The 14585-nt window shown below is 62.4% G+C and carries 13 protein-coding genes and 1 pseudogene; 10 read left to right on the top strand and 4 right to left on the bottom strand.

Annotation, left to right across the window (positions count from 1 at the left end):
- Nucleotide 1: 1 nt before the first annotated feature.
- Nucleotides 2-997 (top strand): FAD:protein FMN transferase, encoded by a 996-nt coding sequence (locus AC5ZG1_RS11210; RefSeq protein WP_496132880.1) that lies wholly within the window; start codon nt 2-4, stop codon nt 995-997.
- Nucleotides 998-1111: 114 nt separating this feature from the next.
- On the top strand, nt 1112-1468 hold the full coding sequence (locus AC5ZG1_RS11205; RefSeq protein WP_130223795.1) for a YbaN family protein: 357 nt from the start codon (nt 1112-1114) through the stop codon (nt 1466-1468).
- 58 nt (nt 1469-1526) lie between these two features.
- Here AC5ZG1_RS11205 and AC5ZG1_RS11200 read toward each other — a convergent pair whose 3' ends face one another.
- Together AC5ZG1_RS11200 and ggt are read right to left on the bottom strand one after the other, a co-directional pair.
- Entirely contained in the window at nt 1527-2717 is a 1191-nt protein-coding gene (locus AC5ZG1_RS11200; protein ID WP_496132986.1) for an ABC transporter substrate-binding protein, read from the bottom strand.
- A gap of 60 nt (nt 2718-2777) precedes the next feature.
- On the bottom strand, nt 2778-4391 hold the full coding sequence (gene ggt / locus AC5ZG1_RS11195; RefSeq protein WP_130223793.1) for a gamma-glutamyltransferase: 1614 nt from the start codon (nt 4389-4391) through the stop codon (nt 2778-2780).
- Between the two features lie 163 nt (nt 4392-4554).
- Here ggt and AC5ZG1_RS11190 point away from each other — a divergent pair.
- A pseudogene (locus AC5ZG1_RS11190) lies at nt 4555-4692 on the top strand (helix-turn-helix domain-containing protein); the annotation flags it as partial.
- 189 nt (nt 4693-4881) lie between these two features.
- Nucleotides 4882-5460: a LysR family substrate-binding domain-containing protein gene (locus AC5ZG1_RS11185; protein WP_496132985.1), complete on the top strand. Its 579-nt coding sequence runs from the start codon at nt 4882-4884 to the stop codon at nt 5458-5460.
- A 55-nt stretch (nt 5461-5515) separates the two neighbouring features.
- Here the strand turns inward: AC5ZG1_RS11185 and AC5ZG1_RS11180 are convergent, their stop codons facing one another.
- Both AC5ZG1_RS11180 and AC5ZG1_RS11175 read right to left on the bottom strand, forming a co-directional pair.
- Nucleotides 5516-5899 carry a carboxymuconolactone decarboxylase family protein gene (locus AC5ZG1_RS11180; RefSeq protein ID WP_028164705.1) on the bottom strand — a complete coding sequence of 128 codons (384 nt, stop codon included), beginning with the start codon at nt 5897-5899 and terminating at the stop codon, nt 5516-5518.
- On the bottom strand, nt 5896-7443 hold the full coding sequence (locus AC5ZG1_RS11175) for an MmgE/PrpD family protein (RefSeq protein WP_456641959.1): 1548 nt from the start codon (nt 7441-7443) through the stop codon (nt 5896-5898). Before AC5ZG1_RS11175 ends, AC5ZG1_RS11180 begins: the two co-directional genes overlap by 4 nt.
- An 11-nt stretch (nt 7444-7454) precedes the next feature.
- Between AC5ZG1_RS11175 and AC5ZG1_RS11170 the strand changes: the two genes are divergently transcribed.
- The 6 genes from AC5ZG1_RS11170 (at nt 7455) to AC5ZG1_RS11145 (ending at nt 14565) form a co-directional block, all read left to right on the top strand.
- Nucleotides 7455-8348: an NAD(P)-dependent oxidoreductase gene (locus AC5ZG1_RS11170; RefSeq protein WP_456641958.1), complete on the top strand. Its 894-nt coding sequence runs from the start codon at nt 7455-7457 to the stop codon at nt 8346-8348.
- Between the two features lie 29 nt (nt 8349-8377).
- Nucleotides 8378-9775 (top strand): MmgE/PrpD family protein, encoded by a 1398-nt coding sequence (locus AC5ZG1_RS11165; RefSeq protein WP_496132879.1) that lies wholly within the window; start codon nt 8378-8380, stop codon nt 9773-9775.
- A gap of 115 nt (nt 9776-9890) precedes the next feature.
- Nucleotides 9891-10826, top strand: a complete 936-nt coding sequence (locus AC5ZG1_RS11160) for a branched-chain amino acid ABC transporter permease (protein WP_496132878.1) — start codon at nt 9891-9893, stop codon at nt 10824-10826.
- A complete protein-coding gene (locus AC5ZG1_RS11155) occupies nt 10823-12601 on the top strand; it encodes a branched-chain amino acid ABC transporter ATP-binding protein/permease (protein ID WP_496132877.1) in 1779 nt (592 codons plus the stop codon). Before AC5ZG1_RS11160 ends, AC5ZG1_RS11155 begins: the two co-directional genes overlap by 4 nt.
- A complete protein-coding gene (locus AC5ZG1_RS11150) occupies nt 12588-13295 on the top strand; it encodes an ABC transporter ATP-binding protein (protein WP_028164711.1) in 708 nt (235 codons plus the stop codon). The genes AC5ZG1_RS11155 and AC5ZG1_RS11150 overlap by 14 nt, the downstream gene beginning before the upstream one ends.
- A 34-nt stretch (nt 13296-13329) precedes the next feature.
- Nucleotides 13330-14565, top strand: a complete 1236-nt coding sequence (locus AC5ZG1_RS11145) for an ABC transporter substrate-binding protein (protein WP_496132876.1) — start codon at nt 13330-13332, stop codon at nt 14563-14565.
- Nucleotides 14566-14585 lie beyond the last annotated feature (20 nt).

Here is a 14585-nt window from a genome sequence, read left to right as displayed (position 1 = left end):
CATGGCCGAGATTTTATCGCGCCGCCGCTTCATCCGTATCAGCGCCGCGGCGGCGGGCCTTTTTCTCGTCGCTTTCAGACGCGGGGCAAAGGCGGACACCAACCTCGTCACCTGGCGCGGCACGATGCTCGGCGCCAGCGCCACCTTGAAGATCCATCACGAGCACCCGCATGAAGCGGAACGCCTGATCGCGGTTGCCTGCTCGGAAGCGCGACGGCTCGAGCGGCTGTTCAGCCTCTACCGGGAAGACTCCGCCCTGGTCGAGCTGAACCGGACGGGCGTACTGGTCGATCCTCCTGCCGAACTCGTGGATCTCCTGGAAATCTGCATGCGTTATGCGGAGCTGACCAACGGGGCGTTCGATCCGACCGTGCAGCCGTTGTGGCGCCTCTATGCCGATCACTTCTCGCGCGCCCACGCCGATCCCAACGGCCCTGCCCCGGCCGATGTGCAGCTCGCCCTCGCAAATGTGGGCTACCGCCGGCTTCACGTCAGCCGCGACCGCATTGCGATGCCGCGCGGGGCCGCGATCACTTTGAACGGCATCGCGCAAGGCTATGTCACAGACAGGATCGTCAACCTCCTGCGCGCGCAAGGTATCGCGCGCAGTCTCGTCGACATGGGCGAGAGCCGCGCCATCGGACCGCGTCCGGATGGACAGCCTTGGGAAATCGGGATTGCCGACCCCGATTCGATAGGGGTCACCGCGACGGTCATTCCGATCGTCGACCGCGCGGTATCGACATCGGGCAGCTATGGCTTCTGTTTCGATGCCGATGGTCGCTTCAACCACCTGTTCGACCCGTCGAGCGGCGGCTGCGCCGGACGCGACCGCAGCGTGACCACCATCGCCGCCGATGCGACTGCCGCCGATGCGATGTCCACCGCCTTCAGCTTCATGACGGAGCCGCGCATCCGATCACTGCTTATGCCCGCGAGGATCGAACGGGTACATCTCATCGATGCGCGCGGATATGCGTCTGATCTGGTCGCGTAAGACAACGCACCAGATGACCACTAGCCCTCTCGCGCAGCCGGCGCCGCCGACCTGGAACCATGATAAGCTCGGCATCCGTCACAAGCCCTCGCTCTTGCATGGTGGTTGCTGCTGATGCGTCGCGTTTATCTTGTTCTTGGCTTTATTTTCGTCGCCACCGGTTTTGTCGGAGCACTCTTGCCGGTGCTCCCGACAACGCCGTTCCTCATCCTTGCCACGACCTGCTTCGCACGATCCTCACCGCGGCTCGAGAATTGGCTTCTCTCCCATCCCCGCTTCGGGCCAGCCCTGCGTGCGTGGCATGAGCACGGCGCGATCCCCCTGAGGGCGAAGCTGCTGGCGCTTGCCGGCATGAGCGTTGGATTCCTGCTGTTCTGGATCGGAGCCGCGCCTGGCCCGATCCTGATGGCAAGCGTCGGAGTGCTGATGCTTACCGGTCTGGTCTACGTTTTCACCAGACCATCGGCTTGACTTGAACAGGCTGGTCGCGGCGCTCCCCCAAGCATCACGCCCCAGGACCAACGCAGAGCTATTTCCCTACCAGCGGACATTGGCTTTCGGGGAGCGGACGGAACGATTCCTCGCCGGACATCTCAGCCAACACCTTATAGAAATCGCCGCGATATTTGGATTCGGCGGGGGACTTCACCTTCATCAGGTAGGTCTTGTGCATCACACGACCATCGACCCGGACTTCAACGTTCTTGTTGTAGAAGTCGTTCACCGGCATTTCCCGCATCTTCGCGGCAACAGCCCTGCCCTCATCGGTACCGGCCGCCTGCACGGCCTTCAAATAGTGCATCACCGAGGCATAAGTGCCGGCCGTGATCAGATTTGGGATAAAGCCGCCGGAGCGCTCCATGAAGCGCTTGGCCCAGGCGCGCGTCTCATCGTTAGCATCCCAATAGAATGACGTGGTCAGCGTCAAACCTTGGGCGACGTTAAGTCCAAGCCCCTCGATATCGTTGATATAGATCACCAGACTCGCCAGGTTTTGCCCGGACTGGACGATACCGAATTCGCGAGCCTGTTTGATGGCGGTCAGCAGATCGGCGCCTGACATCGCCAGTCCGATTTCCTTGGCTTTGGACGCCTGCGCCTGCAAGAGGAACGAGGAGAAGTCCGGCGAGCCAAAGGGAAAACGCACGCTGCCGACCACCTTGCCGCCGTTCGCCTCGACGAAGCGGCTCGCGTCATTCTGAAGAGAGTGACCGAAGGCATAGTCGCTGGTCAGGAAGAACCAGGAAGTGCCACCCTGTTTGGTCACTTGGCTGGCGGTGCCCTTGGCGAACGCGTATGTGTCGTAGCTCCACTGCGTCGTGGTCGCCGAACAGGCCTTTCCGGTGAGCTCTGTGGTCGCTGCGCCCGAGATCAGCAGGATCTTGTTGCGCGGACGCGCAATCTCCTGCGTCGCCAGCGCGACCGCAGAACCGGCAACGTCCGTGATCGCATCGACGCCTTCAGCGTCAAACCACTTGCGACTTAACGTAGAGGCGATATCAGCCTTGTTCTGATGATCCGCGGTGACAACGACGATCGGCTTGCCGAGAACCTTCCCTCCGAAGTCATCAACGGCCATCTGCGTGGCCTCGACCGAATGCTTGCCGACGAGATAGGCGAATCCGCCCGAGTGGTCCGTCAACACGCCAATTTTGACCACGTCGTCGGAGACCTGCGCGTACGCGCTAGCGGACGACGCCAGCACAGCCGCGACGACCATTCCCAGGCTTGATGTCTTCACAATCGTTCCTCCCTCTCCAATTTCGTTGTTTTCAGCGACTCACACGGCCAGCGCGATCCCGTCGTGTCCGGGATCGGCTCCGCCGTCGAGCTTGTCGCCATCGATGCGGATGCCGTGGACGGCCGCGAATCCGAACGTGTACGGACTGCGGATCACCTCATATCCCTCGGCCTCGAGCTGTCGGGTGGTGCGATGGATGATCCGATTTGAGACATCGATCGCGTTGCTGGTTGCCGAGAACCGCGGCGCGCTCACCGCTTCGGTCATGGTCATACCGAAATCGAGGACGTTGAGGATCGCCTGCAGCACACCCATTGCAATCTGGGTGGCGCCCGGAGCGCCAATCACCAGGTAAGGCTTGCCATCACGAAGAATGATCGAAGGGCATACCGAAGTGAAGCGCGCCTTGCCGGGCGCAATGCTACCCGCCCGGCCCGGCCGCGGATCGAACACAGCCATGCATCCGTTATAAAAGAAGCCAAGGCCATCGGTGATAACGCCGGAAGGCATTCCCAGCGAATGAGTCATGGTCACGCAATTGCCGTCGCGGTCGATGACCGAAACCTGGGTCGTGTCCTTCGACGGAAATCCGGAATTGAGACGCGGCACATCTGCTTTGATCCGCGCCGCGATGTCCTTTGCCATGGCGGCAGCGTAGTCCTTCGACACCAAGCGTGAAGTGGGAACGTCGACGAAGCCGGGATCGCCGATGAAGTTATCCTTGTCGATCGTCGCACGCTTCATGGCTTCGCATACGACGCGGAGATACTCGGCACTGTTATGTCCGATATCCGCCAGATCGAAACGCTCAAGCATATTGAGCATCTCGACGAGCATGAGGCCGCCGCCGGGCGGATTATTAGTGGTGACTTCGTAGCCGCGATATGTACTTCGCAGCGGATCGAGCCATTTTGGTTGATACGATGCGAGATCCTCAGCGGTGATCAGGCCGCCATGCTCCCGCATATCGCGTGCGATGCGCTGCGCCAGTTCACCCTTATAGAAAACGTCAGAGCCACCCTCGGCAATCAGGCGGAGCGTCTTGGCATAGTCCGGATTGCGCACGAGATCGCCCACGCGCTTCGGCGTGCCGTCGTCGCGACAATAGAGGCTTCGGCCGGACGGCGAGAACGCCAATCGTTCCACACCGGACGCACGCCCCATCGTGCCGGGATCGGACCAGAAAAACTCGACATGCGGCCGCACCATCCAGCCGCGCTCAGCCCACTCGATCGCTGGAGCCACAATGTCGCGCCACGGCAGCACACCGAATCTGGCGTGTGCCTCAAAATATGCTTTCAGCGACGCCGGGACGCAGGCCGATTGATAGCCGACGTCATTCACCTTGCCCTTGAGAATGAAGCCATAGCCGTCCCGCGCCTCGCCTTCGATCAGGTGTGCCCACATATCGGGTCGCGCAGCGGCCGGCGACGGGGCATGGAAGTCGAGATATTTGTGAAAATTCTGCGTCGGGAAGTAGATGCCGGCGCTCCCGAACCCGGCGATGCCGGTCATCAGCGGGTCCACCACGCCCTGCACGAGCGCGCACGCGATCGCTGCATCGATAGCGTTGCCGCCGGCCTGCAGCATCGTCGCCCCTGCCTCCGCCGCTTCGGCTTGTGCCGCGACGATCATCGCCTTCGCTTGGGGCATGTTTCCTCCGTTTCGTTGCACGGGTTCTTGGGCGCTGCGGCAGCAGGGAACTCCAGGCCGCGTCCCGCACTCGCGTCATTGCCTACCGATTTGGCAAATAGTATTCATGCCTGTCCAATACTAAATGGGCGCCAATTGATAACCGACTGATATCAGTTCCCAGATGATTCATCCCTCGCTTCACGCCAAGACCCAATACTTCCTCGCCGTCGCGGAGACGCTAAGCTTCCGAAAAGCGGCTCAGATGTTGGGAATTGCTCAGCCGGCTCTCAGCCGCAGCATCCGGCACCTCGAGAGGCAGTTCGGCTTTCCTCTGTTTGAGCGCTCGACGCGTCATGTGGCGCTGACCCCTGCCGGCGAAACCCTCTATCGCGAAGCCGCCGAAGCGATGCGACGGTTAACACGTGCCTTTGCCCGCGCCGGCGCTGTGGCGCAGGGTCTCAGCGGCACGGTGATGGTCGGCTACTCTACGTTCGCCGCAACGGGCCCGATGTCGGATGTCATCATAGAGTTCCGCAAGAAGTACCCGGAAGCTCAAGTCGGCCTACGATTGCTTGCATCATCGGAGCAATCCGAAGCGCTGAACGAAGGCACTATCGACCTCGGCTTCATGATGGCCAATGTGTCGTCGGGTCCGCAGAAGAGCATCCCCATCTCGCGCGAGCGGCTCATCGCGCTTGTCCCCGCCAGTCACGCCTGGGCCAAGCAACGATCGATAACGCTGCGACGCATGGCGACCGCGCCGATCGTGATCGGTACCGCCAGTCGATGGCGCGGCTTCAGGATGCTTGTCGACGATATGACTGCAGCGAAAGGTCTGACATTGAACGTTATTGAGGAGGCCGACGACTTGCCGGTGCTGCTTCAGCTCGTGCGATCGGGCTTCGGCTGCACGATTCTCGATGCCTCGTTCATTCCGACGCTGCCACCGGGAATCAAGCCGCTCGAACTCAAAGATGCCAAAGCAACCCTGGATATCGCACTGGCCTGGCGAGAGGACAACCTTTCCCCGCTAACCGCGCGGTTTATCGAGGTCGCGAGAGAACTGATCAGAAACCCGACGGGCTGATCCGAGGAGGCCCGTCGGCCATCGCCCAAAAGCGGGCCGACGAGCCTCCTGCAGGTCACTTCGTCTCAACTTCGTTGAAAGCGTCGCGAGCATTGCGGAATGCGTCTATGCCGGCGGGCACGCCGCAATAGACGGCGACCTGTAGCAATATTTCCTTGATCTCGTCCTTGGTAAGTCCATTCTTCAGGGCGCCCTTGACGTGAAGCTTCAGTTCATGTGGCCGATTAAGCGCGCCGAGCATGGCCAGGTTGACGATCGAGCGAGTACGCCGATCGAGCCCGGGCCTTGTCCACAGCGCACCCCAGCAGAACTCGGTCGACCATTCCGCCATCGTCCGGGTGAATTCGTCGGCGCCTGCGATCGATTTGTTGACGTAGTCCTCGCCGAGCACTTCCTTGCGAACTTTGAGGCCTTTTTCGAACAACTCGCTTTTGCTCATAATCGTCCTTTCAGGTTTGGAGAGCGTTGCATCAAGTTGGAAACATCATCGAGCGCATCGATTTGCCGGACCGCCTCGATAACATCGTCCGGGTCCCAATCGCTTCCACCGGCCCGCACGCACGCGCGCAACTTCGCTTCGATATCGTGATCGGTGAGCGGATCGGCCAGACTGCCCCGTGGCGACGTGACGGTCTCAGTGAAGACTTCGCCCGTCACGAGGCGCACACTCACCCGCGCCGCGCCATCAGGCATCGTGTCGTCACGATCAGCCCTCACCTTCTGTCGCAACTGCACGACGTCAGGTCGGAACACCGTCTTGTGCGCAAATTCGCCAATGCCGGCCGCACCGATCAGTAAACCGCATGCCGCGCAATGATGGATACTCACGCGCGCGTCACGCTCGTTATGTACCGGCCGATTACCTCGCGCCAGCAACAACGCCGAGCCTTGCACCGTCACAGAATCGATTTGATCGGTCCGCCCACCGATCCGATCGCGAAGGCGGAAGCAAGCGTCGATGACGGCATGGAACACGATGCCGGCTGGATAGGGCTTGTAGGTATTTCTTGCGATCTCCCAGGTATTGCCGAGGCCACCAAGCAGACGGTCGAGATCGGGTTCGTCGCCCATGGTGCGCGCCCATCCGAGAGGCCCTTCGATGGCGCGGGGCGCGGCCGCATACCCCTGCTGAGCGAGCAGTGCGGCAAAAAGCCCGTTACGCGCGGCATTGCCGACGCTCACATTCTTGGCGGCGGTCGGCAGGTTCTCGACATTGCCTGCCGACTGGCTTGCGGCAATCCCGATCGCGTCGGCAATGCCGTCGGCCTGTAGTCTCAGCAGCTTTGCACAGGCGGCTGCCGCGCCAAATATCCCGCAGGTCGAGGTGATATGCCAGCCGCGCGCATAGTGGCGCGGCGAGACCGCATTGCCGATGCGGCACTCGACCTCGACGCCGAGGATGAAGGCCGTCAACACATCGTGTCCCGATAGTTTGCGCGCCTGCCCGAGTGCCAGCACCGGAGCTGCAACCGGCGCGGCCGGATGAATGATCGTTTCGGGATGGGTGTCGTCGAAGTCGAGCAGGTTGGCGGAGATGGCGTTGATGAATGACGCGCACAGGGCATCGAGCCGCTCGGAGCGGCCGATGATCGCGGAGGTCTGAGAGCCGCTGAACGGCGACAATGTCTGCAGGGCGGTCGTCACCGCCGGATCGTGGGCCGAACCCAGTGCGGTCGCGAAGAAGTTGAGAATGGACCGTTTGGCGTCGTGACCTTGCCTCGCGACATCCGCCCATGATGTGGCGGCGACAAATTCGCCGAGCGTCCGGCTGACGCTTGAAACCTCGTCTTGTGTCACCTGAGCGGATTCCTCGGTTTTCAAAAACCATAAGCCGACCCGCGGCCAACTGTCGACCACAAAATGTTCTGCTTGACAGATTGACTGACAATCCGAACAGTGAGGATCGCGGGTGCAGGAACTGCTGCCTCGATGACGACAAACGACAACAACAAGAGCGCGTTCGTCCTGGAAACGCGCGGGCACGGGAGTGAACGATGGCGGGAGAGACGCTCGGCGTCATTGGCACGGGTCGCATGGGCGGCCCCATGGCGGGGCGATTGATGGACGCCGGCTATTCGCTGGTCGTCTACGATACACAGAGCGAAGCGACGGAGCCGCTGGTCAAGCGCGGTGCACAGCTGGCCAAGTCGCCTGCCGATGTCGCCTCTCGCGCGGATATCGTGCTGGCCAGCCTGCCCACTCCAGACATTGTGAAGGCGGTCGCGCTCGGTCCGGATGGGATCAGCAGCGGGAGCCGCGCGCGAATCGTGATCGATCTGTCCACCACCGGCCCGGGCGCAGCCAAGCTCGTGGCAGAGGGCCTGCAAGCAAAAGGCATGACACTGGTCGATGCGCCCGTGAGTGGCGGCATCAAAGGTGCTGTCAACGGCACGCTGGCGGTCATGGTGTCGTGTCCGCAGACGACCTATGAGACTGTCAAGCCAATCCTGAAGAACTTCGGCAAGCTGTTCTACACCGGCGACAAGCCCGGCGTGGCGCAGACAGCCAAGCTCGCCAACAATCTGATGGCAGCGGCGGCTCTGGTCATCACATCCGAAGCCGTGGCGATGGGCGTGAAGGGCGGCGTCAACGCCAAGGTCCTGATCGATATCATCAATGCCAGCAGCGGCCGCAACAGCGCATCCGAAGACAAGTTCCCGCGTTCGGTGTTGCCCGGCACTTTCGATTTCGGCTTCACCACCGGCCTCTCCTACAAGGACGTCCGGCTGTGCGTCGATGAAGCCGAAGCCATGGGCGTGCCCATGGTGTGCGGCGCCGTGGTGCGGCAAATGCTCGCGATCACCAATGCCAAATATGGCGCCGCATCCGATTTCACCTCGATCGCCAAGGTGGTCGAGGAGTGGGCCGGAGTGCAGATGCGCGGCTGATCACAACGCTTCAGGGAGCAGCGATTGCGATGACGATCGGCCCGACCGGATCCGGCAAGGCATCGCTCGCGCGGCAGATGGCGCGATCCGCGCTTGCCGTCGATCTCGCGGATTTCGAGCCCGACGTGATCGCGAAAGCAAAGGCCTGCCTGCTCGATTTCCTGTCCTGCGCCTTCGAGGCAGGCACTCACCCCTGGAGCCGTCAGGCTGTCACGATCGCGCACACCGCTAGCGACGGCGCAACCATCATCGGTAGCTCGCGGCTTGCCTCACCGGCTGACGCCGCTTTCGCCAACGCCGTGATGGGGCATGGGCTGGTGCGAGAAGACATGCATGCCGCCAGCATATCGCATCATGGCGTCGTGATCTGGCCAACCCTGCTCGCGCTATCGGAGCAGGCTCCGCTGCGTGGCACCACCCTGCTCGCCGCCGCCATCATCGGTTACGAGACCGGTGCGCGGATTGGCCGGGCGCTCTTTACGTCCGAGCTCGCACGCTTGTACCGCCCGACGGGGTTGGTTGCACCGCTTGGTGCAGCACTGGCCGGAAGCTTCGCACTCGGGCTGTCCGAGGACGCCGCGACCAGCGCCATGGCCATCGCCGCCAACACCTCAAGCGGCTTGAACCAGTGGCCACACACTGGCGCCTCAGAAATGTATTTTCATCCCGGCTTCGCTACAAGCAATGCGGTCAAGGCAATAGGCCTCGCCGCAGCCGGCGCATTCGGGTCGGAGATGATCCTCGAAGGCGAAGCCGGCCTGTTCGCGGCCTATCGGCGCGAGACAGCGCCCATCAGCATCGAACTCTTCGGCGGCGGCGAGTGCGAGATCATGGCCGTCTACAACAAGCCGGCACCGGCCTGTAACTTCGCCCAAACCGCGGCGCAGGCCGCGCTTCGAGCCTCGCACGAACTCGCCAACACGGATGACGTCGATCGCATCATCATTCGCGCTCCGGATGCCGCTGTTCGCTATCCCGGATGCGACTCGAAGGGGCCTTACCGGAACGCACTGCAGGCCAAGATGAGCATTCCGTTCAGCGTCGCAGCAACGCTTGCGCGGGGTGAGATCGAAGAAGAGAACTACGCGGAACTGGACGATCCCGAAATCCTCCGTCTCGTTGCAGCAACCAGCCTGCGGAGTGATCCCGGCTTCACCGCCTCTTTCCCCGGCAAGCAAGGCGCGGAAGTGACTGTGTTCCTGCGTGACGGAAGAACGATCAGACACGCCCTGGCCGATGTCGTTCCGGCAACGCCTACAGATATTCGCGCACGCTTTCGAACTGCGGCAACGCGCGTCATCGGGGAAGACCGCGCGCAACGCCTCGAACAACTCGTCGATGGCTGCGAGCAGCTTGGCGATGCCAGCGTGATCGCGGCGCAATGCCGGCTGGACTCGCCGGAGCGGATTTTGCGATCGGCGTCATAGGAAACGCCAGACATTGCGGAGGTGAAATGGCGGACCGGGAGACCAGCGTTGCAGCGACGACAGCGAAGGACGGCCGGCAAAATGGCCTTATCCCTGCGCCGCGGAGATCTTGCTGATGGAAGGATTTCTGCAAGCGCTCGCCGCAGGCCTGCTGATCGGTGCGGTCTACGGCCTGATGTGCGTCGGACTTGGCCTGATCTTCGGCGTCATGCGGGTCATCAATTTCGCCCATGGCGATTTCATGATGCTCGGCATGTATGTCGCCTTCTACCTGTTCACCGCCGCTGGCGTCCAGGCCGTCTTCGGCAATGCTGTCGGACCCTTCATCGCGATCCTGCTGGCCGGCCCTGTGCTCGCGCTGTTCGGCTATGTCGTTCACCGTACCCTGATTTCGCATGTGTCGGGCACACGCACGGCCTCGCTCGAGGGTGAAGGTCACTATGCTCAGCTCATCCTGACGCTTGGCATCGCGCTGATCCTCCAGAATGGCGGCCTCATCATCTTCGGGTCGGTGCTGGCTTCGATCCGCACGCCACTGTCGAGCTCGGCGTGGGAACTCGGCCCGGTCTTCGATATGAGCATCTTCATCAACAAGGCGCGCGGCATCGACGCTGTCGTTTCGCTTTTGATCATGACGCTGCTGTCGCTCTTGATCACCCGGTCGCGGATCGGAAAATCGCTTCGTGCCGCCGCCGACAATCCGACCGCTGCGACCTATATGGGCATCGATGTTGACCGTGCCCACCGTACCGCCTTCGCGCTCGGCTCCGGCATCACGGCCATTGCCGGCGGTCTGCTCGCCACCAACTATCCGTTCCATCCGTTCGTCGGGCTCGAATACGTCATCGTCATGTATGCCGGCGTCGTTCTCGGCGGCATGGGCAGCATCATCGGCGCCTTCTGGGGCGGCATGACGATCGGGCTGGTCCAGCAGATGTCGACACTGATTTTGCCGACGCAGTTGCAGAACGCAGCGATCTTCGTCGTGTTCCTCCTCATCATTTTCTTCCGCCCGCAAGGCTTCTTCGGGCGCATGGTCGAGAGGACATGACCGTGCACCAATTTCGCTCGCTGGTCCCTGCTCTCGTCTTCACGATCGCTTATGCGGCGATCTCGCTCAGCGTCACCAACTCGTACTATCAACTGGTTCTGACGCTGGTCCCGGTATGGGCGGTGTTCGGTTTGTCCTGGAATCTGCTGAGCGGATACACCGGGCTGATCTCGTTCGGGCACGCCGCCTTTTTCGGGATCGGCGCCTATACGACAGCGCTCGGACAAATCTACTTCGACCTGTCGCCTTGGCTCCTGATTCCGGTCGCCGCAATGCTTGGTGGCATTGCCGGGCTGCTGATCGGATTTCCGACCTTTCGTCTGCAGGGCCACTACTTCGCGCTGGCGATGCTGGCCTATCCGCTCGCCATTCTCTACGTGTTCGAGTGGCTCGGCTTCCAGGAAGTCACGCTCCCGATCAAGCGCGACGCCCCCGTCGCCTATATGCAGTTTGCCGATCCCCGGCTCTACACCTTGCTGGCGCTGGCGATCATGCTTGCCACGATCCTGCTGACGCGGGTCATCGAACGTTCCCGCTTTGGCATGGCGCTGCTGGCAATCAAGCGGAACGAGGCCGCAGCCGAAGCCGCCGGCATCAATACGCTGGCCTGGAAGCTGCGCGCGATCACGCTCAGCGGCGCGATAGCTGCCGCCATCGGTGCGTTCTATGCGCAGGTGCTGCTGGTGGTCACCCCGCAATCGGTGTTCGGCATGCTGGTGTCGGCGCAGGCGCTGACGGTTGCGATGTTCGGCGGCGTCGGCACCGTCTGGGGCCCTGTCATTGGCTCTGTGATCCTGATCCCGCTGGCCGAGATCCTGCATGCCGAGGCCGGCGCACGTTTCCCTGGCATCCAGGGCGTGATCTTCGGATTTGCCATCGTCTGCGTCATCCTGGTCGCTCCGGAAGGACTGTTCTGGAAATTGCGAGATCTCCTGCGCAAGCGGCTGGCGCCAAAAGCGGCCGCGATGGTGGATGGATCGCAAGCTCCGGCGACAACCGTGACGTCGCCCCGGCCCGCCCGACAGCGAGCCGCAACCGGCGAAATTGTGCTTGAGGTCCGGAACCTCTCTCGCTCTTTCGGCGGCTTGAAAGCCGTCCAGAACGTCAGCTTCAAACTGCACAAGAACGAAATCCTCGGGATCATCGGCCCGAACGGCGCCGGCAAGACGACGCTTTTCAATCTCCTGAACGGCTTCCTGCGACCGAACCAGGGCGAAGTGCTGATCGATGGCCGCAACATGTCCGGCGAGCGCCCGCATACGATCTGCGAGGCCGGCGTCGGCCGCACTTTCCAGGTCATGCGTCCATTCCTGCGCATGTCGATCCTCGACAATGTCGTGGTCGGCGCCTATGTGCGCGCACGAACTGACGAAGAGGCGCGAAAGCTTGCCGCCGACGCGGTCGCGCGCGTCGGCCTTTCTGCGGTGGCAGACCGCGTCGCTGGCGAGCTCTCGACCAAGGAGCTGCGGCTGATGGAGCTCGCGCGCGCACTCGCAGGCCAGCCGCGCATCCTGTTGCTCGACGAGACGCTCGCGGGCCTCGGCCATGGCGAGGCGGACGAGGTCGTCGCCGTGATCCAGCAGCTTGCGCGCGACGGCATGACGATCGCCATCATCGAGCACACGATGCAGGCGATGGTTCGCCTGGTCGACAGCTTCCTCGTGCTCGACCATGGCGCCGTCATCACCGAGGGCGAGCCGGAGGTGGTCACGCGCGATGGCCGCGTGATCGAGGCCTATCTCGGCAAGAAATGGATGGCCCATGCTCCGCATTGAGGGATTGAGCGCGGGCTACTCGGCCAAGCCCGTCTTGAACGGTGTGTCCATCAATGTCGATGCAGGCCAGTTCGTCGCCATCGTTGGACCGAACGGCGCCGGCAAGACGACCCTGTTCAAGACCATTTCCGGCATCCTGAGGCCGAGCGGCGGCGGAATCTTCTTTAACGGTGTCGATCTCCTCGCAGTACCACCTGCGCAGCGCGCCCACCTTGGCATCGCCCACGTCCCGGAAGGCCGCCAGGTTTTTCCTTCGCTCACCGTGATGGAGAACCTGGAAATGGGCGCGATGACCGAGAGCGGCCGACGCGACTGGGCGGCGAACATCGAACGCATCTTCGCGTGGCTACCGGTGCTCGCGGAGCGCCGCAGCCAGTTCGCAGGCACCTTGTCCGGCGGCCAGCAGCAGATGCTCGCGATTGGACGCGGCCTCGCCTCCTCGCCGAAACTGCTGATGCTGGACGAGCCCTCGATGGGGCTTGCGCCGTCGACCGCGGATTTCGTCTTCGAGCGGCTGATCGAGATCCGCCGGCAGTCCGGCCTGACCATGCTGCTGGTCGAGCAGCGCGTGGCGGAGGCGCTGGAGTCCGCAGATCACGGCTATGTCCTCGAGGCCGGACGCGTCGTCCTCGAAGGCAACAACGAAACCCTGCGCGCCGACGACCGCGTGCGCAAGGCCTATCTCGGCATGTGACGAGCCAACGAACAATGGGGAGGGAGAAAACAAGATGAACAAGACGACCAACGGATTGACCCGCCGCACCGTGCTGTCGGGTGCCGCCGCTGTCGGCCTCACGCAGGTGGCGCGCGCACAGCAACCGGCTGAGGTCAAGGTCGGCCTGATCGTACCACTGTCCGGCATCTATACCCGGCCGGGCCAGGTGATGAAGATGGGCGCCGAGATGGGCATCGAGCACATCAATACGCAGGGCGGCATCAAGGCGCTCGGCGGCGCGAAGCTGAAGCTAGTGGTGATCGACTGCGGCGATACCACCGAGAAGGCCAAGAATGCAGCCCAGCGCATGGTGGCGCAGGAGCCCGACCTCGTCGCCGCCACCGGCGCTTATCTCTCCTCCTTCACACTGGCTGTCACCGAGGTGACCGAGCGCGCCGAACTGCCAGTGCTGACGTTGTCCTATTCGGATCTGCTGACCGACCGCGGGTTCAAGTACATCTTCCAGACCGCCGCAACGGCGAGCCGTCAATCCGAACTCGGATTGCCGACGCTGATGAAGCTCGCAGAAGCTGCCTCTGGCAAGCGGCCGAAAACGGTGGCGATGTTGATGGACAACACCGCGACCTCGGTCGCCACAGCCAAGGCGCTCAAGGAGAAGTTGTTCGCACAGCAAGGATTGCAGCTCGTCGTCGAGGAAGTCTGGACGCCACCATTATCCGATGCCACTCCCCTGATCCAGAAGGTCCGCTCCGCGAAGCCCGACCTGCTGCTGTTCATGCCCAACGCCGTCTCGGACGCGAAGCTCGGGCTCGAAAAAATCAGCGAATTCGGCCTCGGCCAGGGCAAGATCCCGACCGTCTCCTTCAGCATCACCATCGCCGAACCGGACATGCTGCAAAGCGTCAGCCCGGAGGTCGTGCAAGGCATCATGACGATCGTCGCGAACTGGGGGTCAAAGGGTCATGAGGACCTCATCGCGGAGCTCAAGGCCAAATACAAGGAGCCCTGGATGACGCAGAACGTCATCTCGACATATGGCGATATGTGGCTGATGAAGGAAGCGCTGGAGAAGGCCGGCAAGGCTGATCGCCAAGCCGTGGCGCAGGCCTTCCGCACACTGGATGCCGGCCCGTCGAAATACTATCCCGGCGGCCAGCTCAAATTCGACGACAAGGGCCGCCGCGTCGGCGCCGGCGTCGTCATCGTGCAGTGGCAATCGGGCGTGCCGGTCACCGTCTATCCGCCCGAACTCGCGCAATCGCAGCCATTCTGGCCGAAGAAATCCTGACGGCAGCCTCGTGACCATTC

It is taken from the genome of Bradyrhizobium sp. Leo78 (genome assembly GCF_059512425.1).
The sequence above is the reverse complement of the archived record's forward strand: the minus strand, read 5'-3'. Positions and strand labels throughout refer to the sequence as shown.

Excerpts from the sequence above, each read along its gene's own strand:
- AC5ZG1_RS11210 (WP_496132880.1), top strand. The coding sequence starts at position 2 with ATGGCCGAGATTTTATCGCGCCGCCGCTTCATCCGTATCAGCGCCGCG.
- AC5ZG1_RS11205 (WP_130223795.1), top strand. The coding sequence starts at position 1,112 with ATGCGTCGCGTTTATCTTGTTCTTGGCTTTATTTTCGTCGCCACCGGT.
- AC5ZG1_RS11200 (WP_496132986.1), bottom strand. The coding sequence starts at position 2,717 with ATGGTCGTCGCGGCTGTGCTGGCGTCGTCCGCTAGCGCGTACGCGCAG.
- ggt (WP_130223793.1), bottom strand. The coding sequence starts at position 4,391 with ATGCCCCAAGCGAAGGCGATGATCGTCGCGGCACAAGCCGAAGCGGCG.
- AC5ZG1_RS11185 (WP_496132985.1), top strand. The coding sequence starts at position 4,882 with ATGTCGGATGTCATCATAGAGTTCCGCAAGAAGTACCCGGAAGCTCAA.
- AC5ZG1_RS11180 (WP_028164705.1), bottom strand. The coding sequence starts at position 5,899 with ATGAGCAAAAGCGAGTTGTTCGAAAAAGGCCTCAAAGTTCGCAAGGAA.
- AC5ZG1_RS11170 (WP_456641958.1), top strand. The coding sequence starts at position 7,455 with ATGGCGGGAGAGACGCTCGGCGTCATTGGCACGGGTCGCATGGGCGGC.
- AC5ZG1_RS11165 (WP_496132879.1), top strand. The coding sequence starts at position 8,378 with ATGACGATCGGCCCGACCGGATCCGGCAAGGCATCGCTCGCGCGGCAG.
- AC5ZG1_RS11160 (WP_496132878.1), top strand. The coding sequence starts at position 9,891 with ATGGAAGGATTTCTGCAAGCGCTCGCCGCAGGCCTGCTGATCGGTGCG.
- AC5ZG1_RS11155 (WP_496132877.1), top strand. The coding sequence starts at position 10,823 with ATGACCGTGCACCAATTTCGCTCGCTGGTCCCTGCTCTCGTCTTCACG.
- AC5ZG1_RS11150 (WP_028164711.1), top strand. The coding sequence starts at position 12,588 with ATGCTCCGCATTGAGGGATTGAGCGCGGGCTACTCGGCCAAGCCCGTC.
- AC5ZG1_RS11145 (WP_496132876.1), top strand. The coding sequence starts at position 13,330 with ATGAACAAGACGACCAACGGATTGACCCGCCGCACCGTGCTGTCGGGT.